This window comes from Novosphingobium aeonii (genome assembly GCF_052279045.1).
Classification (GTDB): domain Bacteria; phylum Pseudomonadota; class Alphaproteobacteria; order Sphingomonadales; family Sphingomonadaceae; genus Novosphingobium.
Map to the genome: position 1 here is coordinate 360,955 of NZ_CP176832.1, position 19,222 is coordinate 380,176.

Annotated in this window: 16 protein-coding genes; 11 read left to right on the plus strand and 5 right to left on the minus strand. The window is 65.6% G+C overall.

Going from position 1 to position 19,222, the window contains the following annotated elements; all coding sequences use genetic code 11:
• Nucleotides 1-3: 3 nt before the first annotated feature.
• The gene (locus tag ACLIMP_RS01825) at nucleotides 4-2,754 is read right to left on the minus strand and encodes a [protein-PII] uridylyltransferase (protein WP_054442246.1); all 2,751 of its coding nucleotides are present in this window, start codon (nucleotides 2,752-2,754) and stop codon (nucleotides 4-6) included.
• A gap of 185 nt (nucleotides 2,755-2,939) precedes the next feature.
• Here ACLIMP_RS01825 and lgt point away from each other — a divergent pair, with 185 nt between their 5' ends.
• From lgt to ACLIMP_RS01850, 5 genes are all read left to right on the plus strand, one after another.
• The gene (lgt, locus tag ACLIMP_RS01830; RefSeq protein ID WP_324697153.1) at nucleotides 2,940-3,839 is read left to right on the plus strand and encodes a prolipoprotein diacylglyceryl transferase; all 900 of its coding nucleotides are present in this window, start codon (nucleotides 2,940-2,942) and stop codon (nucleotides 3,837-3,839) included.
• Nucleotides 3,840-3,864: 25 nt separating this feature from the next.
• On the plus strand, nucleotides 3,865-4,920 hold the full coding sequence (locus ACLIMP_RS01835; protein WP_324697155.1) for a class I SAM-dependent methyltransferase: 1,056 nt from the start codon (nucleotides 3,865-3,867) through the stop codon (nucleotides 4,918-4,920).
• Nucleotides 4,921-4,942: 22 nt separating this feature from the next.
• Nucleotides 4,943-5,488 carry a DUF2306 domain-containing protein gene (locus ACLIMP_RS01840; protein WP_082370632.1) on the plus strand — a complete coding sequence of 182 codons (546 nt, stop codon included), beginning with the start codon at nucleotides 4,943-4,945 and terminating at the stop codon, nucleotides 5,486-5,488.
• An 87-nt stretch (nucleotides 5,489-5,575) separates the two neighbouring features.
• Nucleotides 5,576-6,748: a patatin-like phospholipase family protein gene (locus tag ACLIMP_RS01845; protein ID WP_324697158.1), complete on the plus strand. Its 1,173-nt coding sequence runs from the start codon at nucleotides 5,576-5,578 to the stop codon at nucleotides 6,746-6,748.
• Nucleotides 6,745-7,527, plus strand: a complete 783-nt coding sequence (locus tag ACLIMP_RS01850) for a 3-hydroxybutyrate dehydrogenase (RefSeq protein ID WP_324697160.1) — start codon at nucleotides 6,745-6,747, stop codon at nucleotides 7,525-7,527. Before ACLIMP_RS01845 ends, ACLIMP_RS01850 begins: the two co-directional genes overlap by 4 nt.
• A 65-nt stretch (nucleotides 7,528-7,592) precedes the next feature.
• Here ACLIMP_RS01850 and gltX read toward each other — a convergent pair whose 3' ends face one another.
• Nucleotides 7,593-8,927 (minus strand): glutamate--tRNA ligase, encoded by a 1,335-nt coding sequence (gene gltX, locus ACLIMP_RS01855; protein WP_324697162.1) that lies wholly within the window; start codon nucleotides 8,925-8,927, stop codon nucleotides 7,593-7,595.
• 32 nt (nucleotides 8,928-8,959) lie between these two features.
• The gene (locus tag ACLIMP_RS01860) at nucleotides 8,960-10,129 is read right to left on the minus strand and encodes a benzoate/H(+) symporter BenE family transporter (RefSeq protein ID WP_324697164.1); all 1,170 of its coding nucleotides are present in this window, start codon (nucleotides 10,127-10,129) and stop codon (nucleotides 8,960-8,962) included.
• Nucleotides 10,130-10,238: 109 nt separating this feature from the next.
• On the opposite strand from ACLIMP_RS01860, the gene ACLIMP_RS01865 reads away from it, so the two are divergent.
• On the plus strand, nucleotides 10,239-10,667 hold the full coding sequence (locus ACLIMP_RS01865; RefSeq protein WP_324697166.1) for a YbaY family lipoprotein: 429 nt from the start codon (nucleotides 10,239-10,241) through the stop codon (nucleotides 10,665-10,667).
• Here ACLIMP_RS01865 and ACLIMP_RS01870 read toward each other — a convergent pair.
• Nucleotides 10,664-12,319 (minus strand): NAD+ synthase, encoded by a 1,656-nt coding sequence (locus ACLIMP_RS01870; RefSeq protein WP_443478016.1) that lies wholly within the window; start codon nucleotides 12,317-12,319, stop codon nucleotides 10,664-10,666. The genes ACLIMP_RS01865 and ACLIMP_RS01870 overlap by 4 nt on opposite strands.
• A gap of 187 nt (nucleotides 12,320-12,506) precedes the next feature.
• Entirely contained in the window at nucleotides 12,507-12,680 is a 174-nt protein-coding gene (locus ACLIMP_RS01875) for a hypothetical protein (protein ID WP_021232409.1), read from the minus strand.
• Nucleotides 12,681-12,848: 168 nt separating this feature from the next.
• On the opposite strand from ACLIMP_RS01875, the gene ACLIMP_RS01880 reads away from it, so the two are divergent.
• From ACLIMP_RS01880 to metH, 5 genes are all read left to right on the plus strand, one after another.
• Nucleotides 12,849-13,871, plus strand: coding sequence for an ArsR/SmtB family transcription factor (locus tag ACLIMP_RS01880; RefSeq protein ID WP_324697170.1), 1,023 nt, complete (start codon nucleotides 12,849-12,851; stop codon nucleotides 13,869-13,871).
• A complete protein-coding gene (gene metF, locus ACLIMP_RS01885; protein WP_324697172.1) occupies nucleotides 13,868-14,770 on the plus strand; it encodes a methylenetetrahydrofolate reductase [NAD(P)H] in 903 nt (300 codons plus the stop codon). Before ACLIMP_RS01880 ends, metF begins: the two co-directional genes overlap by 4 nt.
• 97 nt (nucleotides 14,771-14,867) lie before the next feature.
• Nucleotides 14,868-15,914, plus strand: coding sequence for a homocysteine S-methyltransferase family protein (locus tag ACLIMP_RS01890; RefSeq protein WP_132468672.1), 1,047 nt, complete (start codon nucleotides 14,868-14,870; stop codon nucleotides 15,912-15,914).
• A 4-nt stretch (nucleotides 15,915-15,918) separates the two neighbouring features.
• A complete protein-coding gene (locus ACLIMP_RS01895; protein WP_054442239.1) occupies nucleotides 15,919-16,446 on the plus strand; it encodes a GNAT family N-acetyltransferase in 528 nt (175 codons plus the stop codon).
• 36 nt (nucleotides 16,447-16,482) lie between these two features.
• Nucleotides 16,483-19,185: a methionine synthase gene (gene metH, locus ACLIMP_RS01900; protein ID WP_324697175.1), complete on the plus strand. Its 2,703-nt coding sequence runs from the start codon at nucleotides 16,483-16,485 to the stop codon at nucleotides 19,183-19,185.
• Nucleotides 19,186-19,222: the final 37 nt, after the last annotated feature.

Consider the following 19,222-nt stretch of genomic DNA (forward strand, 5'->3'; position numbering starts at 1 on the left):
GCTTCAGGCCGCCACCTCGGTCAGGCTGCCTTCGCTGGCCGCTTCCAGCAGGCGACGTTCGAGCGCCCTGATGCGGGAGGACGACGTCAGCTTCTCGCCCAGCAGGTCGGTAACGTAGAACGTGTCTGCCGCACGCTCCCCATAAGTGGCGATATGGGCGGAGTGGACCATGAGCTTCGATTCGAACAACGCATGCGCCAGCCGGTTGAGCAGCGCCGGACGGTCACGGGCGTTGACCTCCACCACGGTGAGGCGGTTGGATGCCTTGTTGTCCACCAGCACGCGCGGCCGCACCTCGAAAGCGTCGGCCCGCGGCCTGGCATCGGGCCGGGCAACGAGTTGCGGCAGGATCTTGATGCGGTTCGCCAGCGCGTTCTCGATCGAGGATCGCAGGCGGGCCAGCTGGGTCTCTTCCATGAAGGGCCGGCCCAGCGGGTCCTGAACAAGGAAGTTGTCCACCGCGCGGCCCGTACGGGTCGTGTGAATGCGTGCGTCGATGATATTGCCGCCAGCCAGATGAATGCCGCCGGCAATGCGGTAGAACAGGCCCGGATGGTCCGAGGCGATCACGGTCACGAGAGTGGCCCCGCGCGCCGGGTAATACTCGGTCACGATCGAGAGCGGCTCGTCCTTCGAGGCATGGAACTGCGCAAGGTTCTTGGCGATGACGTCTTCCGGCTCGGCGATCCAGTAGGCATCGGCAAACTGGCTGCCCAGTTCCTGCACCAGCAGCTCGTTCCGGGGGACACCGGCGGCGACGATGGCCTTCTTGGCCGCCACACGCTTCTCGCGCCCGAACTCGACATGGCCGAGACGCAGCCTTTCCTCGGCGGCACCGTAAAGTTCGCTGATGAGCTGGCGCTTCCACGAATTCCACGTTCCCGGCCCCACCGCGCGGATATCGACGATGGTGAGCAGGGTAAGCTGGCGGAGGCGATCCACCGATTGCACCAGCTCGACAAAGTCGGTGATCGTCTTGGTGTCGGACAAGTCGCGCTTGAAGGCGGTGGCGGACAGCACGAGATGCTGCAGCACGAGCCACGAAACCAGCTCGGTCTCCTCCTCGTCGAGACCGAAGCGAGGGCAGAGCTTCAACGCGATCTCGGCGCCGAGCTCGGAATGGTCGCCGCCGCGGCCCTTGGCGATATCGTGCATGAGCACCGCCGCGTAGAGCGCCCGGCGCGAACGGACCTTGTGGATGATCTCGTGAGCAAGGGGGTGGTCCTGCTTCAGTTCCCCCTTCTCGATGCGCGATAGCAGGCCGATCGCACGGATCGTATGCTCGTCCACCGTGTAGTGATGGTACATGTCGAACTGCATCTGCGCGTTGACGCGGCCGAATTCGGTGACGAACCGCCCAAACACGCCTGCCTCGTTGAAAGAGCGCAGCGCGACTTCCGGGTTGTTGCGGCTGGTGAGCAGTTCCATGAACAGTTCGTTGGCGCGCGGATCGCGGCGCACGTCGTCACGGATCAGCGCCGCATCGCGCGAGACGAGACGCATGGTCTCGGGATGGATTTCCAGCCCCTCGCGGTCCGCGATGACGAAAATCTCGATCAGGCGCACCGGATCGGTCTCGAACCAGTTCTCTCCGGGGACCATGATGCGGCCGCCAAAGACCTTGTAGCCCTTCACCGTGCGAGGGCGTGCCCGGAACCCCGCGAGCAGACCGCGCGGCTGGCGCTTGGCGAACTGGTCATCAAGCTGCGCAAGGAAGACGCCGGTAAGCGTTCCCACGACTTTCGCCTGAAGGAAGAACATCTGCATGAACCGCTCGACCGCGCTTTTCCCCGGCCGGTCGGAATAGTTCATCCGCGCCGCCACCTCGCGCTGGAGATCGAAGGTCAGACGGTCCTCGGCCCGGCGGGTGATCGTGTGGAGGTGGCAGCGCACTGCCCAGAAGAAATTCTCGGCCCGTCGGAAGGCGCGATATTCCTTGTGCGTAAGCAGGCCCACGTCGACGAGTTCGCTGGGATCGCGCACCTTGTGGATATACTTGCCGATCCAATAGAGCGTGTGCAGGTCGCGCAGGCCGCCCTTGCCCTCTTTCACATTGGGTTCGACCACGTAGCGGCTGTCGCCCATCCGCTTGTGACGTTCCTCCCGCTCGGCCAGTTTCTCGACCACGAACTGGCGCTCGGTCCCGGCGACGACATCCTTCCAGAAGCGCGCGCGCACTTCCTCGTAGAGTTCCTGGTCGCCCCAGACATAGCGCCCCTCCAGCATGGCCGTGCGGATGGTGAGGTCCGACCGGCTCATGCGGACCATGTCGTCCACCGAGCGGCTCGAATGGCCGATCTTGAGGCTGAGATCCCAGAGGAAATAGAGCATCGCCTCGATGACCTGCTCGCACCAGGCGGTCTGCTTGATCGGGGTGAGGAAGGCGAGGTCCACATCGGAATGCGGGGCCATCTCGCCGCGTCCGTAACCACCCACGGCAATGATCGAAAGACGCTCGCCCTTGGAGCGGTTCATCGCCGGGTAGACGTGAGTGGAAACGTGATCGTGAATCACTCTCAGGAGCTGGTCGACCAGATAGGCCTGCGCCTCGGCAACTTCGTGCCCGGCGGACGGCTTTTCCACGAGACGTCGTGCAATCTCGGCCCGGCCGTTCTCCAGCGCCTCGCGCAGGAGTTCGACCACCTGCTTGCGCCCCTTGGCGGCACCGACTTCGGCAACAACGGCTTCTATGGCCTCGACCAGCGCGCGGCGGTCGATCACGGAACGGGGCGAAGGGATGCGGATCACGCTCATGTCGGGTGATATCTAGACATTCAAGAGCTTGAGGGGAACAACATCCGCACGCTCGGCCTGCCGATTTTGGGTGGAGGGCCGAAATCCGGCCTACCATCGCCCCCCCGGCTATGCCAGAAGGCCCCGGCAACGCACCGTCGGCGCCGCTCCGGCCCGATGGCAAGACGAGATACGAGGTCGAGCACTTGTCCCTGACAGCACTTGCCGCAACCGCCGCCGCAGAAGCGCACCAGCCGATCTATTGGGTCAACCTGGGCCTCAAGAACTATCTTTTCCGGATCGGCAGCTTCGAACTGCGCTGGTACTCGCTAGCCTATCTGGCGGGCATCATGCTCGGCTACTGGCACCTGTCGCGGATGATCAAGGCCCCCGGCGCGCCGCTCGCGCAGCGCCATGCCGACGACCTGTTCTTCTACTGCACGATCGGCATCATCCTGGGCGGGCGCCTCGGCTACGCCACGTTCTATACGGGCGGCGACACCGGCATTCCCAGCCTCTGGTCGGACCCGGGCGCGCTGGTCTCGCTCTGGCACGGCGGCATGAGCTTCCATGGCGGACTGATCGGCGTGCTGTTGGCCATGGCGTGGGTTTCCTGGCGCGGCCAGCTCGATTTCCTGCGGGTGGCGGACTACATTTCGGTCTGCGTGCCCTTCGGCATGATGTTCGGCCGCCTCGCGAATTTCGTGAACGGCGAACTCTGGGGCCGCGTCGTCACCGATCCCAACCTGCCCTGGGCCATGGTCTTCCCCGACGCCGGGCCGCTGCCGCGCCACCCCAGCCAGCTTTATGAAGCCGGGCTCGAGGGCCTGCTGATGATCGTCATCATGCTCACGCTGTTCTGGAAGACCCGCGCGCGGTTCCGTCCAGGCCTGCTGGTCGGCGTCTTCACCACCGGCATCGCCTGTGCGCGCTTCACCGTGGAATTCTTCCGCCAGCCCGACGCCCAACTCCAGGACTTCGCCTCCCGCACCGGCCTGTCGATGGGCCAGTGGCTGACGATCCCGTTGATCCTGCTGGGCCTCGCGCTGGTCGCCCGCGCACTGACCAAGCCGGCGCTGGCGGCAGTTCGCCCGGTCACCGCCTGATCCCCGCCGGCCAGGCCGCCCGACGATGACCAAAGCGAATGCCGAGCCGCTCACCACGATCTTCCGGCGGCTGATCGGCAGCTACGGGCCGATCTCGCTGCTGCACTACATGGGCGAATCGAACGCCCGCTACTATGCCGACAAGGATCCTCTCGGCAGCGCGGGCGACTTCATCACCGCGCCCGAGATCAGCCAGATGTTCGGCGAACTGATCGGCCTGTGGCTGGCGGACATCTGGATGCGCGCGGGCAGCCCGGTTCCCGTCCACTACGTGGAACTCGGCCCCGGGCGCGGCACCCTGGCGCGCGACGCGCTGCGCACGATGAAACGGGTCGGCCTGGAACCGCAGGTCCACTTCGTTGAAAGCTCGAACGCCCTGAAAGCACTTCAGGCCGAGGCCGTGCCGGATGCGCAGTGGCATCACGACCTCGCCAGCGTGCCCACCGATGCGCCGCTGCTGCTGGTAGGAAACGAATTCCTCGACGCGCTGCCGGTTCGACAACTGGTGAAAACGGCAGAAGGCTGGCGCGAACGCATGGTCGACTGGGGGGAAGATCGCTTCCGTCCCGTCGCCGGGGACAAGCCGATGGACGCTGCCGTGCCGGACGCGCTCAAACCGGCGGACGAAGGCACCCTGATCGAGACTTGCCCGGGCGCGGCCGCCGTCATGCACGAGATTGCCACGCGCATGGCCGCGCAGGGCGGAGCCGCCCTGCTGATAGATTATGGCTATGCCGAGCCCTGCACCGGCTCCACGCTTCAGGCGCTCCACGCGCATACCAAGGTCGATCCCTTCGCCATGCCCGGCGAGGCCGACCTTACCTGCCTCGTCGATTTCACGATCCTTGCCGACATTGCCCGAAATGAAGGTGCGACCTGGCTCGGAACGGTGACGCAGGGCGATTTCCTGCGTGCGCTGGGGATCGAGACGCGCGCCGCCAACCTGTCATCCGCTGCACCGCAACACGCAGAGACTATCCGGCGGGCCACGGATCGGCTTATCAGGGATGACGAGATGGGAACCCTGTTCAAGGTCATGGGCGTGACCGGGCCGGACTGGCCGCAAGGCGCAGGGTTCTGACCGGACCGGACAGGGGACGAGCATGAACGAAGCGACGGCAGGGGTAGTTCAGGAAGTGGATAGGCAAAAGGTAAAGGGCGTGAGCGTGCAGGACCTGCGCGGCCCCGACCGGCTGGAACGGGCGCTGGGCGCTCTGGCGCTGGTCATGCTCGGCTTCATCTGCGTGGCGATCCTGCGCGGGATGCCGCAGTGGCCGCTCATTCCGGCGGTCATCTGGATACATCTCGCCACGATCCTCGTTGCGCTGGTGCTGACGCCCGTGCTGCTCTGGCGGCGGCGCGGCGACGGGCGGCACCGCGTGATCGGCTATATCTGGTCCGCCGCCATGATGCTGACCGCGCTCGACAGCTTTTTCGTGCATGTCGGCAAGCCCGGCCACTTCAGCCTGATCCATATCCTTTCGGTGTTCACGCTCATCATGGTCCCGGTGCTGGTCCTCGCCGCGCGTCGCCATAATGTCACCCGGCACCGCCGCACCGTGCGCGGCCTCATCACCGGCGCCCTGTTGATCGCGGGCTTCTTCACCTTTCCGTTCGACCGCCTGCTGGGACACTGGCTGTTCGGCTGATCGATATCACGGCATCCGGCGCTTGAAACGCGGCGCGCCTGGCCCCAACTGTTGCGGTGCAACATCCCCATGCGCAGGACCCTGCCCATGAACGCCCGCAGAACTACCGATTTCAACGACAAGCTCGGCTGCGACCAGTCGGTTCTGGTGCTGCAGGGCGGCGGCGCGCTGGGAGCGTACCAGGCCGGTGTGTACGAGGCTCTTGCCGACGAAGGCCATGCGCCGGATTGGGTCGCCGGCATCTCCATCGGTGCGATCAATGCCGCGATCATCGCCGGCAACGCACCGGAAGACCGCGTGCCGCAGCTTCGGACATTCTGGGAGGGGCTGAGCAACGAGCTGCTCTACAAGCTGGATATCGGCAACGGGTTCGCCCGCCGCGCCTTCAACGAGGTTTCGGCTGGATGGGCGGCCACTTTCGGCGTGCCCGGCTTCTTCACCCCGCGCCTGCCCACACCGCTGCCCGAGTGGCCCGCAGAACTGGACCGCCTCAGCTTCTACGATACCGCGCCGCTGCGCCAGACCTTGCTTGATCGGGTCGATTTCGAACGGATCAACCGGGCGGAAACCCGCTTTTCGGTAGGGGCGGTCAACATGATGACCGGCAACTTCGCCTATTTCGACAATAGCAGCGATCGCAGGATCGGCCCCGAGCATATCATGGCCAGTGGCGCACTGCCGCCCGGCTTTCCGCCGGTGGAGATCGACGGCGAATGGTACTGGGACGGAGGCCTGGTCTCCAACACGCCGCTGCAGTACGTGCTCGACAATCGCAGCCCCTGCGAGATGACGGTGTTCCAGGTAGACCTCTTCCCATCGCGCGGGTCGGTTCCGCGAACGATGGCCGATATCGCCCAGCGCGAGAAGGACATCCGCTTTTCCAGCCGCACGCGTCTCAACACGGACCTCTCGAAGCAACTCCAGGAAATGCGCGCCGCGGCTCAGCGGCTTGCCCACAGGCTGCCCGAGGAACTGCGCGACGATCCTGACCTGCACCGACTGCTCGGCTGCCGCCCTGCCGGCGCGGTGGCGGTGATGCACCTCATCAACCGCCCCCGCGGGTACGAGACGATGTCCAAGGACTACGAATTCTCGCGCATGACCGTAACCGAGCATTGGGAAGCCGGAAAGGCCGACGCCCAATTCTCGCTGGAGCACCCCGAGTGGACGAGGCGGCATCTCAAGCCTGACGAAATCATGACGTTCGACCTTGCGGACAAAGCCCCGCACCGGATCGGACAACCAGGAGTAGGTGAATGAAACTGAAGGACAAGGCCTGCATCGTCACCGGCGCCGCCAGCGGCATCGGCAACGCCATCGCCCACAAGTACGCCTCCGAAGGCGGCAAAGTGGCAATCGCCGACCTCAACATCGATGCCGCGCAGAAAGCCGCCGACGAGATCAAGGCCCGGTACGGCACCGAGACCCTCGCCGTCGCCATGGACGTGACCAGCGAGGATCAGGTGAACGCGGGCGTCGCCGCCGTGGTGGAAGCCTGGGGTACGGTGGACGTGCTCGTTTCCAATGCCGGCATCCAGATCGTCAACCCTGTCGACCAGTTCGCCTTCTCCGACTGGAAGAAGATGCTTGCCATCCATCTGGACGGCGCCTTCCTCACCTCCAAGGCCGTGCTGCCGCACATGTACGCGCAGAAGTCCGGCTCGATCATCTTCATGGGCTCGGTCCATTCGAAGGAAGCGAGCCCGCTCAAGTCCGCCTACGTCACCGCCAAGCACGGACTGCTCGGCCTTGCCCGCGTGGTCGCCAAGGAAGGCGGCAGGAAGGGCGTCCGCTCAAACGTGATCTGCCCCGGCTTCGTCCGCACCCCGCTGGTGGACAAGCAGATCCCGGAACAGGCCAAGGAACTCGGCATCTCCGAGGACGAAGTGATCAGCAAGGTGATGCTCGGCCAAACCGTGGACGGCGAATTCACCACCGTTGACGATATCGCCGAAGTGGCGCTGTTCTTCGCGGGCTTCCAGACGAATGCGCTTACCGGGCAGTCCCTGGTGGCCAGCCACGGATGGTTCATGGAATAAGGACGCGGGGATTCCGGTCCGATATTCCGGGAGGCTGGGCATCTGCTGCCCGGCCTCCCCCTTGCTCAGCCAGCGGCGATCTTCAGCCGCGCCAGAGCCTCATCGCGCCCGATCAGCGGCAGCAGCGCGCCCATGTCCGGCCCATGCTCCATGGCCGTCAACGCCAGACGCAGCGGCAGGAACAACGCCTTGCCCTTGCGCCCCGTCGCGTCCTTGAGCGCGCCGGTCAGCATCTTCCACACGCCCTCGCTCCACTCGATCCCCGCCAGAACCTTGCCTGCCTGTGCCAGGAAAGCCCGGTCTTCTTCCGAAAGCTCGGGCGCTTCGATGGGGCCGATGACCACCTTCCACCAGTCATGCACCTCGTGAACATGTGCGAGGTTGGGGCGCACCGTCTCCCATGCCCCGGCGTCCATCTCCTCGGGCAGGCGCGCGGACACCGCCTCGAATGGCAGCGCATGAACGATCGCCGCGTTGACACGCTCCAGTTCCGCCTCGTCGAAACGGGCGGGCGCACGGCCGAAACGGGAAAGGTCGAACGCCGCTGCGAGGGCCTCGGCGTCCAGCGAGGGATCTACCGGATCGCTCGTGCCGAGCCGCGCGAGCAGCGCAACGACCGCCTGCGGCTCGATACCGACCTCACGAAAATGCGCGACGCCCAGCGAGCCGAGACGCTTGGACAGCTTGCCCTCGGCGCCGACCAGCAGCGCCTCGTGCGCAAAGGCCGGGACCGGCGCGCCGAGTGCGGTGAACATCTGGACCTGCGCCGCGGTGTTGGAAACGTGGTCCTCACCGCGCAGGATCCGGGTCACGCCCATGTCCACATCGTCGATGGCGGAAGGCAGCATGTAGAGCCAGGAACCATCGGCGCGGCGAATCACCGGATCGCTGATCTGCGCGGGATCGAATTTCTGGGCGCCGCGAATCCCGTCTTCCCACTCGATCGGTTCGTCATGATCGAGCAGGAAGCGCCAGTGCGGCAGATCCCCCGCAGCGATCCTCGCGGCCTTTTCCTTTTCCGGCAGCCTGAGCGCGCCGCGATCGTAGATCGGCGGTAGCCCACGGCCGAGCAGGACCTTGCGCTTCAGTTCCAGTTCCTGCGGCGTCTCCCAGCAGGGATAGACGCGCCCGGCAGCCTTCAGCCGCTCGAACTCGCGCTCGTACAGGGCAACGCGAGCAGACTGGCGCTCCTCCCCGCTCCACGCGATACCGAGCCAGGCGAGATCGGCGCGGATGCCGTCTACATATTCCTCTTTCGAACGCGCCGCGTCGGTATCGTCGATACGCAGAAGGAAGCGTCCACCCGCCTGCTTCGCGAGCAGCCAGTTGTGCAGTGCCGTGCGGATGTTGCCGACGTGGAGGTGCCCGGTGGGCGAAGGAGCGAAGCGGGTAACGGTCATGTCCCGCGCGTTACGGCGGGCGCGCTCCGCCGTCAAACGCGGCGCGCGAACATGGCCTTGGCGGCCAGCGCCGCGAACCCCGCCAGCAGGCCCCAGAAAGCGGAGCCGATGCCAAGGACCGAAACCCCGGAGGCGGTCGCGGCGAAAGTCAGGATCGCGGCGTCCCGTTCGGTTTTCTCGACCAGCATGTGCTCAACCGCGCCCGAAAGCGGCGCGATGAGCGCTATGCCTGTGAAGGCGGCGATGGAGGTCCGGGGCATTGTGAGGAAGAACTGCACCAACGGGGCCGAGAACAGGGCCAACGCCAGGTAGAAGCCGGCATAGATAAGGCCGACCATCCAGCGGCGCCCCTGGTCGGGGTGCGCATCCGAACTGGTGCAGATCGCCGCCGTGATCGCCGCGAGGTTGACCCCGTGCGCTCCGAAGGGCGCCAGCACCATCGTAGCCAGTCCTGTCCCCAGCAGCAGCGGTTGCGGCCTGGGCGTGTAGCCCGCCGTCCGCAGCACGACGAGACCGGGCAGGTTCTGCGATACCAGCGTCACAAGGAACAGCGGCACGCCGATGCTGACCACCGCCTTGATATCGAAGGCCGGGGTTACCGGCTCCATCCCGCCGAGCAGCGATCCGGGTTCGAAACCCGCCACATCCCCGCGCGCCAGCACGATGGCGACGCCGGAAACCAGCACCAGCAACAGCGCGTAGAGCGGAAACCTCTGCCGGGCGATCACGAAGACCACCAGCAGGACCACGACCAGCAACGCGTCGGTTTCCAGCGTCCGGAAAAGCTGGAGGCAGAACGGCAGAAGCACCCCCGCGAGCATCGCCGAGGCGACCGAGGCCGGTATCCGCGCCGCCAGTCGCCCGAGTGCGGGAACCAGGCCGAGCAGGCACATCAGGCCCGCCGCGGCAACGAACGCGCCTGTCGCCACCGGCCATGCAACGGCCCCGTCACTCGCGGCCAGCAGTGCCGCGCCGGGCGTCGACCAGGCGAGCACCACCGGCATGCGCATCCACAGCGAGAGAATCGCCCCCGCCACGGCAATGCCGAGGCACAGGGCCGTGACTGCCGAACCGACCTGCCCGCCGTTGGCCCCGAGCGCCTGCATGGCCTGGACCACGAGAGCGACGGTTCCGCCGAACCCGATCAGGGCGGCGACAAGGGCGGAAGTCCAGGATGCGAGCGGCGGCAGTCGGGAAATCATTTTCGCGCTATGGCAGGTTTGCCGTGGAAGGAAAGACGCCTCGCCCTGCCCGAGGTTTACCTCGCCGTCCCCCTCGGGCAAGCTTTCGGAACTGGATAGGAGGATCGACATGAAAATGCGCGCCGGACTGATTCTGCCCCTGATTGCAGCCATGTCTGCCTGCACCGCCCCCGCGGCGAAATCCCCTCCTGCCGGAGCGAGCGCCTCGATGGAAACCCTGAACGGCACGGTCGCCTATCGTGAACGGATCGCCCTGCAGCCCGACGCCCGCGTGAAAGTCACGCTGGCCGACGTCGGCCGCATGGACGCGCCTGCCACGGTCATCGCCGAAACCGAATTCGCCAGCGAGGGCCGCCAGGTGCCGCTGCCATTCGCCCTCAGCTACGATCCGGCCCGCCTCGCGCCGAACGGCACTTATGCGGTGTCCGCGAGAATCACCGATTCGGGCGGGCGGCTGCTGTGGATTACCGACACACGCGTAACCCTGCCCGCGCCCGGAACGCCGGTTTCGCTGATGCTGGTGGGCGTTCGGAACTAGGCGCTGCGGAAGGCGTGCGTGATCGGATAGCGGCGGTCACGGCCGAAATTGCGCGCGGTCAGCTTCACCCCGGGTGAGGCCTGGCGCCGCTTGTATTCGGCGCGGTGAAGCAGGCGCTCCATCTCCCGCACGGTTTCCCGGTCGAACCCCTCGTTGACGAGTTGCTCCACGCTCTTGTCATGATCGACAAGGCCGAGAAGAATCGGGTCCAGCACTTCGTAGGGCGGCAGGCTGTCCGAATCGCGCTGGTCCGCCCGCAGTTCGGCGCTGGGCGCCCTGACCAGGACTTCCGGGGGAATCACCTCCCCGCGCGGTCCGATCCCGATGCGCGGAACATGGCCGTTGCGCCAGCGGGCCAGCGCATAGACCGTCGTCTTGTAGGCGTCCTTGAGCGGATTGTAGCCACCGGCCATATCGCCGTAGATGGTCGCGAATCCGACGCTCATCTCGCTCTTGTTCCCGGTGGTCAGGAGCATCGGCCCGAACTTGTTGGACAGCGCCATCAGCAAGGTGCCGCGAATGCGGGACTGGAGGTCTTCCTCCGCAAGGTCGCGGCGGGTTCCTTCGAAGCATTCGCCCAGCACCGAATCGAAGCCGTTCACCGCCTCCGCTATCGGCATGACCGAATAGCGTATGCCCAGCGCCTTCGCGCAGTCCGCCGCATGGTCCAGGCTGGCGCGGCTGGTGAAACGGGATGGCATCATCACGCCCCACACCCTCTCCGCCCCGAGCGCATCGACCGCGATCGCGGCGCATAGCGCCGAATCGATGCCGCCCGAAAGGCCCAGCACAACGCCAGGAAAGCCGTTGCGGTTCACATAGTCGCGCAGCGCGAGCACCATCGCGCAGTAGATATCCTCGGGATGGACCGCGAGATCCTCGATCAGCCCCCGGTCGCAGCGCCAGCCCTGCGCGGTTCGGGTCCAGTTGGTCTGGACGACCTGTTCCCGCCAGTCCGCCATCTGGACCGCCACGGCGCCATCGCCGTTGACGACGAAGCTGGCACCGTCGAACACGAGTTCGTCCTGCCCGCCCACGCGGTTGAGATAGGCGAGCGGAAGGCCGGTATCGACCGCGCGGCGCTTGGCCACACCTTCGATGCGCAGCGCATCCTTGTTGATTTCGTAAGGGCTGCCGTTGATGCAGATGAGCATTTCGGCACCGAAATCGGCGAGGTGGCGGCACACTTCCGGGCGCCAGATATCCTCGCAGATCGGCACGCCGATCATTGCCCCCCGCAGAATCACCGGCTCGGGCAGCGGGCCCGGCTGGAACAGGCGCATCTCGTCGAACGTGCCGTAGTTAGGAAGTTCGTGCTTCAGCCGGACAGCCGCGACTTTGCCCTGGTCGAGCAGCGCAACCCCGTTGTGCAGCGCACCATCGAGTACGAAAGCGGAGCCTACCAGCATGGCCGGGCCTTCCGATGCACTGGCTTGGGCCAGCATCTGGAGGCGGGCGGCGGCGCGTTCGATCAGCGCCGGCTTGAGGATCAGGTCCTCCGGCGGATAACCGATCAGGTGGAGTTCGGGAAAGACGACAAGGTCCGCGCCCTGCGCCGCGGTGCGCGCTTCAAGCACTCCGGCAGCGTTGCCGTCGAGATCGCCGACGGACTGGTTGAGCTGCGCCAGCGTGATCCGGAGCGTATCGGCCATGGCGGATTTGATGCCCCGCGCATCGGGCCGGTGCAAACGAAAGATGAAAACGAACGAGACAAATAAAAAACCCTCCCGTCGGGGAGGGCTTTTTCCGTCTCGGACGGACTTTCCGTGATTCCCTGAAAGGGCGGAAAGCAACCGGGGGCCGGCAGACCGTAAGGTCAGTGCGCGGCCCCCTGCCGGATTACTCGGCAGCCGCGGTGGCTTCTTCAGTAGCCGCTTCGGTGGTAGCAGCCAGAGTTTCCTCGGGCAGGGTCTCAACCGACTCGGTAGCAGCTTCGGTGGGCTTTTCGCCACCGCAAGCAGCGAGCGACAGAGCGGCAGCCGACGCGAACGCGGCAAAAGCAATCTTCTTCATGCGAATCCCCTTGCATTGTTTGGCGCACAGGCCAACGCTTGCAGGCAAGCCTGCGGTGCCATTCTTTAGACGAGACAATGGTGCAACGCAAATGGGAAGTATGGGGGTTGAAATCCGCAGAAATCCTAGGGCTTGCACACATATAAAGATATCTTTATATGCCATCGCATGCAAATCGACCCCCTCCTGAGGGCTCTTTCGGAGCCGACGCGCCTGCGCATCATGCGTCTGCTGGCGCATATGGAACTGGCGGTCGGGGAGCTTGCGCAGGTGCTCGGCCAGAGCCAGCCGCGCGTCTCGCGTCATGTGAAGATTCTCTGCGACGCCGGCCTCGCGCAGCGCCGCAAGGAAGGTAGCTGGGTCTTCCTGCGCACTGCCGTGAAGGAGAAGAGCGAGCCGCCGCTAGGGGCCGCAGCCGCCCAGCTCCTCACTATTGCCGAGCGCGACGATCCGGCCTTTTCCGCCCGCTGCAACGAGGATCGCCGCCAGCTTGCGGCGATTCGCGACGCCCGGGAGGCCAGCGCGCAGGCCTACTTCGCCAGCCATGCCGAGGAGTGGGACACGCTGCGCCAGCTTCATGGTGCGGACGGCCCCGTCGAATCGGCACTGCTCACGGCTTTCGGACGACAGAAGCTGGGCGCGCTGCTCGACGTCGGCACCGGCACCGGCCGCATGGCCGAACTTCTGGCGGGCAAGGCGGGGCACGTCACCGCGCTCGACAAGAGCCCGGACATGTTGCGAATTGCACGCGCACGGTTGCAGTCTTTGCCAGCGGACAAGATTTCCCTGGTGCAGGGCGATTTCACGAAGCTGCCGTTCGCAGCTGCGAACTTCGACACCGTGCTGTTCCATCAGGTCCTGCATTATGCACAGGCTCCCGGCCTGGTCCTGGCCGAAGCGGCGCGCGTCACGCGCGAAGGCGGGCGGATCGCCGTAGTCGATCTTGCCGCGCACGAACGCGAGGAACTGCGCGAGCGCCATGCCCATGCCCGCCTCGGTTTTGCCGACGAGCAAATGGAGACCCTGCTGGCGGAAGCCGGGTTCGCACCCGAAGCGCCCGTCTCGCTGCCGGGCGACCCGCTTACCGTGAAGATCTGGACGGCCCGCCGTCTTCCTGCCGCCGCCCATGCTGCCGAGATGGCGGAAACCGGCACGATCGAGACTCAAGAAAGAAAGACCCCGCACTCATGACTTCTGCCCAGCGACCGGTCCAGGCTCCCCTGCTGGGATGCCTGCCGGGCGACATTTCGGTTTCCTTCGAATTCTTCCCGCCCAAGTCGGAGAAGATGGAGGAGCAGCTCTGGGATGCGATCACCCAGCTTGCCCCGCTGGACCCCAGCTTCGTCTCGGTGACGTACGGCGCCGGCGGCTCCACGCGTGAGCGCACGCATTCCACCGTCGCCCGCCTCGTGCGCGAGACCGAGCTGGTTCCCGCCGCGCACCTCACCTGCGTAGGCGCAGGCAAGGGCGAGATCGCGGAAATCGCGGACCAGTACTGGGAAGCGGGCGTGCGCCACATCGTGGCCCTGCGCGGCGATCCGCCGCCGAGCAGCGGCGGCGTCTTCACCCCGCACCCCGAAGGCTACACCGGCGCCGCCGATCTCGTGGCGGGCCTGAAGGCACGCCATGACTTCGACATCTCGGTGGCCGCCTATCCCGAAGTCCACCCCGAAGCGGCCAGCGCGGAAGCCGACCTCGACAACCTCAAGCGCAAGCTCGACGCGGGCGCCAACCGCGCCATCACGCAGTTCTTCTTCTCGACGGACGCCTACTTCCGCTTCATCGACAAAGTGCTCGCCGCAGGGATCACCGCGCCGATCCTGCCAGGGATCATGCCGGTGACCAACTTCACGGCGATCCGCCGCATGTCGGGCAACACCGAGATTCCCGCGTGGCTGGAAACGATGTTCGAAGGGCTAGACGAACGCCCCGGCCCGCGCGCACTTGTCGCCGCCGTCGCCGCTGCCGATCTGTGCCGCAGGCTTTACGAAGGCGGCGTGCGCGATTTCCATTTCTACACGCTCAACCGCGCCGAGCAGGCCTATGCCATCTGCCAGCTCCTGGGCCTGCGCCCCGGGACCGGCGCCTGAGCAGACTTGTTTCCGGACCGTTCGTGCAGCAAGGCGCGCGCGAACGGTCCCTCAAGGGAACTTTGGGCCCGCATCCGGGCGACGAAGGACAACGACCATGACTGCCAGAGAACAGTTCCTCGCCGAAGCGGCCAAGCGTATCCTCATCACGGACGGCGCTTTCGGCACCGAAATCCAGAGCTGGAAGCTCAGCGAAGCGGATTACGCAGGCAATCTCGGCCTCTCGCACGACCAGAAGGGCAACAACGACATCCTCGCGCTGACCAAGCCAGAGGTGCCGGAATCGATCCACCGCGCCTATTTCGAGGCCGGGGCCGACATCGCCGAGACCAACACCTTCTCCGCCAACCGCATCAGCCAGGCCGATTACGGCGCCGAGCACCTCGTGCGCGAGATCAACGTCGAATCGGCACGCCTCGCCCGCCGTCTGGCGGATGAGTATCAGGCAAAGGACGGACGCCCGCGCTTCGTCGCCGGCGCGATCGGGCCGACCAACAAGACGCTCTCGCTCAGCCCCGACGTCAACGATCCGGGCTACCGCGAGATCGACTGGGACGAACTGGTCGATGTCTACAAGGAACAGGCCGCGGCCCTCGTCGAAGGCGGCGCCGACTTCATCCTGATCGAAACCGTGTTCGACACGCTGAACGCCAAGGCCGGGATCATGGCAGTGCGCCATCTGGAGGCCGAACTGGGCCGCGAAGTGCCGATCATGATGTCGATGACGCTTACCGATCTGTCGGGCCGCAATCTCTCGGGCCATACGGTGGAAGCGTTCTGGCACGCGGTGCGGCACGCCAAGCCGGTGACGATCGGGCTCAACTGCTCGTTCGGCGCCACCCAGTTGCGCCCGCATGTGAAGACGCTGTCGGAACTCGCCGACACGCTCATCATGATCTACCCGAATGCCGGCCTGCCCAACGAACTGGGCGCTTATGACGAAATGCCCGAGACCACGGCAGGCTATGTCGGCGAATGGGCGGTTGCCGGCCAGGTCAACGTGCTGGGCGGCTGCTGCGGCTCTACGCCGGCCCACATTGCCGCAATGGCGCGCAAGGTCTCCGGGCTGGCCCCGCGCCGCCTGCCCGATCTCGATCCGGTGACGCGCCTCGCCGGCCTTGAACCCTTCACCATGGCGGTGTGATCCCATGACCGATTTTCCCATCTGGCGCATCCGCCCTGCCGGAGCCGACGACGCCGAGGCGCTCTCGCTCGTGGCATCGGCGACCTTCCTCGAAAGCTTCGCGGGCCAGGTAGACGGGGCCGGGCTCGTCGCGCACTGCATCAGGCAGCACTCTGCCGACAGCTATCGCAAATATATCGCGCAGGGCGCGAAGGCCTGGCTGACCGAAGTCGAGCCCGGCCACGCCCCGGTCGGCTATGCGCTGCTTTGCGAGCCCGAACTGGAACTCGCGCGTGAAGGCGATCTGGAACTCAAGCGCATCTACCTGTTCTCGCGCTTCCAGGGTTCCATGATGGCCAGCACGATGATGCGCACCGTGCGCGATGCCGCTGCGGCGGGCCATTCGCGCCTGTTGCTCGGCGTGAAGAACGACAATCACCGCGCCCTCGCCTTCTACGCCAAGCATGGCTTCGAGACGATCGGCACCCGGACTTTCGACGTGGGCGGCAAGACCTACGACGATTTCGTGCTCGCGCTAAATTTGGCGAACTGATTCGCTGGCCCAGTGTCCCAACGAGAACAACAAACCATGACCTCGATTCATTCCGGCGCCCGTTTCGTCAATATCGGCGAGCGCACCAACGTCACCGGCTCGGCCGCGTTCAAGAAGCTCATCATGGCCGGCGACTATGCCAAGGCCGTCGATGTCGCGCGCCAGCAGGTGGATAACGGTGCGCAGGTCATCGACGTCAACATGGACGAAGGCCTGCTTGACGCTGTCGTGGCCATGACCACCTTCCTCAAACTCATCGCCGCCGAACCGGATATCGCCCGCGTCCCGGTGATGATCGACAGTTCCAAGTGGGATGTGATCGAGGCCGGTCTGAAGTGCGTATCGGGCAAGCCGATCGTCAACTCGATCTCGATGAAGGAAGGCGTGGAGCCGTTCCTGGCCCAGGCGAAGAAGTGCATGGACTATGGCGCCGCCGTGGTCGTCATGGCCTTCGACGAGACCGGCCAGGCCGACACCCGCGAACGCAAGATCGAGATCTGCTCGCGCGCCTACCAGTTGCTGACCGGCATCGGCTTCCCGCCCGAGGACATCATCTTCGACCCCAACGTCTTCGCGGTCGCCACCGGCATCGAGGAGCATGACCGCTACGGGCTCGATTTCATCGAGGCGGTGGTCGAAATCCGCAAGGCCTGCCCCCACGTCCACTTCTCGGGTGGCCTTTCCAACCTCTCGTTCTCGTTCCGCGGCAACGAGACGGTGCGCCGGGCGATGCACTCGGTGTTCCTCTACCACGCGATCCCCGCCGGGCTCGACATGGCCATCGTCAATGCGGGCCAGCTCGACGTCTACGACCAGATCGACCCCGCCCTGCGCGAGGCTTGCGAAGACGTCATCATGATGCGCCGCCCCGGCGTGGGCGAGGACGGCAAGACCTCCACCGAACGCCTGATCGACCTCGCCGAAAGCTACAAGGGCAAGGACAAGGTCGCGGAAAAGGCCGCCGAGGAATGGCGCGGCTGGGACGTGACCAAGCGCATCGAGCATGCCCTCGTGCGCGGCATCGATGCCTATGTGGTCGAGGATACCGAAGAAGCGCGCGCCGCCATCGCCGCAGCGGGCGGACGCCCGATCGAGGTGATCGAAGGCCCGCTGATGGGCGGCATGAACGTCGTCGGCGACCTGTTCGGCTCGGGCAAGATGTTCCTGCCCCAGGTCGTGAAGTCGGCCCGCGTGATGAAGAAGGCCGTGGCCCACCTGATCCCCTTCATCGAAGCGGAAAAGGACGCCGGCGCCAAGGCCAAGGGCCGCATCATCATGGCCACCGTCAAGGGCGACGTGCATGACATCGGCAAGAACATCGTCGGCGTCGTACTCCAGTGCAACGGCTACGAAGTGATCGACCTCGGCGTGATGGTGCCGTGGAGCAAGATCCTCGAATCCGCCAACGAGAACGATGCCGACATCATCGGCCTTTCCGGTCTCATCACCCCCTCGCTCGACGAGATGGTGACCGTGGCCGAGGAAATGCAGCGCGCCGGGATGGATATCCCGCTGCTGATCGGCGGCGCCACCACGTCCAAGGTCCACACCGCCCTGCGCATCGATCCCGCCTACAAGGGCCCCGTGATCCACGTCCTCGACGCCAGCCGCGCGGTCGGCGTCGCCTCGCAGCTCCTGTCGGACACGCAGGCGGTGCCTTTCGTCAGCTCCGTGGCCGACGAATACGAAAAGGTGCGCATTGCGCGCGAGGGCAAGGGCCAGAGCGAACTGCTCCCGATCGCCGATGCCCGCGCCAATGCCTTCGCGCCCGATTTCGCGCAGAAGCCCGGCGCCCCGCTGGAACCCGGCCTCCACGTATTCGCGGACTGGGATCTTGCCGAACTCGTCGAGACGTTCGACTGGACGCCGTTCTTCCGCGCCTGGGAACTGGCGGGCAACTACCCGGCCATCCTCGATGACGAGATCGTGGGCGAAAGCGCCCGCAACCTCTTCGCCGATGCCCAGGCGATGCTAGCGAAGATCGTCGAGGAAAAGTGGCTGACCGCCAAGGGCGTCTGCGCCTTCTGGCCTGCCGCCACCCAGGGTGACGATGTGATCGTCGGCGCCGGCGGCATGGACCCGCAGGTCGTCTACGACGCCATCCAGCAGGGCGTGGACGAAGGCCCGGACTTCGTGCGCCTGCCGTTCCTGCGTCAGCAGGTGAAGAAGAGCCGGGGCCCAAATGGCAAAGGACGGGCCAACTTCTGCCTGTCCGACTTCGTCGACCCCGCCGGAGACTGGCTGGGCGGCTTCGCGGTCGGCATCCACGGCATCGAACCGCACCTCGAACGCTTCCAGGCCGCGCACGACGACTATTCGGACATCCTTCTCAAGGCCCTGGCCGACCGCTTCGCCGAAGCCTTCGCCGAACGCCTGCACCAGCATGTCCGCACGAAACTGTGGGGCTATGCGCCGGACGAGCAGTTCACCAATGTCGCCCTGATCCGTGAGGAATATCGCGGTATCCGCCCTGCGCCCGGCTATCCGGCCTGCCCGGACCACTCGCTCAAGCCGATCCTGTTCGACCTGCTCAAGGCGCAGGACAATGCGGGGATCGTGCTGACCGAAAGCCAGGCGATGCTGCCCACCGCCGCCGTCTCGGGCTTCTATTTCGGCCACCCGGAAAGCCAGTACTTCGGCGTTGCCCGGATCGGCCGCGACCAGCTCGAAGACTATGCCGAACGGCGCGACGTGGACCTCTCCGTCGCCGAGCGCTGGCTGCGTCCCAACCTCGACTGATTGCAAAAGGCACCGCCGCCATCCCGATCGCGGCGGT

Coding starts and splice junctions, on each gene's coding strand:
- ACLIMP_RS01825 (WP_054442246.1), bottom strand. CDS start 2,754: ATGAGCGTGATCCGCATCCCTTCGCCCCGTTCCGTGATCGACCGCCGC.
- ACLIMP_RS01835 (WP_324697155.1), top strand. CDS start 3,865: ATGACCAAAGCGAATGCCGAGCCGCTCACCACGATCTTCCGGCGGCTG.
- ACLIMP_RS01840 (WP_082370632.1), top strand. CDS start 4,943: ATGAACGAAGCGACGGCAGGGGTAGTTCAGGAAGTGGATAGGCAAAAG.
- ACLIMP_RS01845 (WP_324697158.1), top strand. CDS start 5,576: ATGAACGCCCGCAGAACTACCGATTTCAACGACAAGCTCGGCTGCGAC.
- ACLIMP_RS01850 (WP_324697160.1), top strand. CDS start 6,745: ATGAAACTGAAGGACAAGGCCTGCATCGTCACCGGCGCCGCCAGCGGC.
- gltX (WP_324697162.1), bottom strand. CDS start 8,927: ATGACCGTTACCCGCTTCGCTCCTTCGCCCACCGGGCACCTCCACGTC.
- ACLIMP_RS01860 (WP_324697164.1), bottom strand. CDS start 10,129: ATGATTTCCCGACTGCCGCCGCTCGCATCCTGGACTTCCGCCCTTGTC.
- ACLIMP_RS01865 (WP_324697166.1), top strand. CDS start 10,239: ATGAAAATGCGCGCCGGACTGATTCTGCCCCTGATTGCAGCCATGTCT.
- ACLIMP_RS01870 (WP_443478016.1), bottom strand. CDS start 12,319: ATGGCCGATACGCTCCGGATCACGCTGGCGCAGCTCAACCAGTCCGTC.
- ACLIMP_RS01875 (WP_021232409.1), bottom strand. CDS start 12,680: ATGAAGAAGATTGCTTTTGCCGCGTTCGCGTCGGCTGCCGCTCTGTCG.
- ACLIMP_RS01880 (WP_324697170.1), top strand. CDS start 12,849: ATGCAAATCGACCCCCTCCTGAGGGCTCTTTCGGAGCCGACGCGCCTG.
- metF (WP_324697172.1), top strand. CDS start 13,868: ATGACTTCTGCCCAGCGACCGGTCCAGGCTCCCCTGCTGGGATGCCTG.
- ACLIMP_RS01890 (WP_132468672.1), top strand. CDS start 14,868: ATGACTGCCAGAGAACAGTTCCTCGCCGAAGCGGCCAAGCGTATCCTC.
- ACLIMP_RS01895 (WP_054442239.1), top strand. CDS start 15,919: ATGACCGATTTTCCCATCTGGCGCATCCGCCCTGCCGGAGCCGACGAC.
- metH (WP_324697175.1), top strand. CDS start 16,483: ATGACCTCGATTCATTCCGGCGCCCGTTTCGTCAATATCGGCGAGCGC.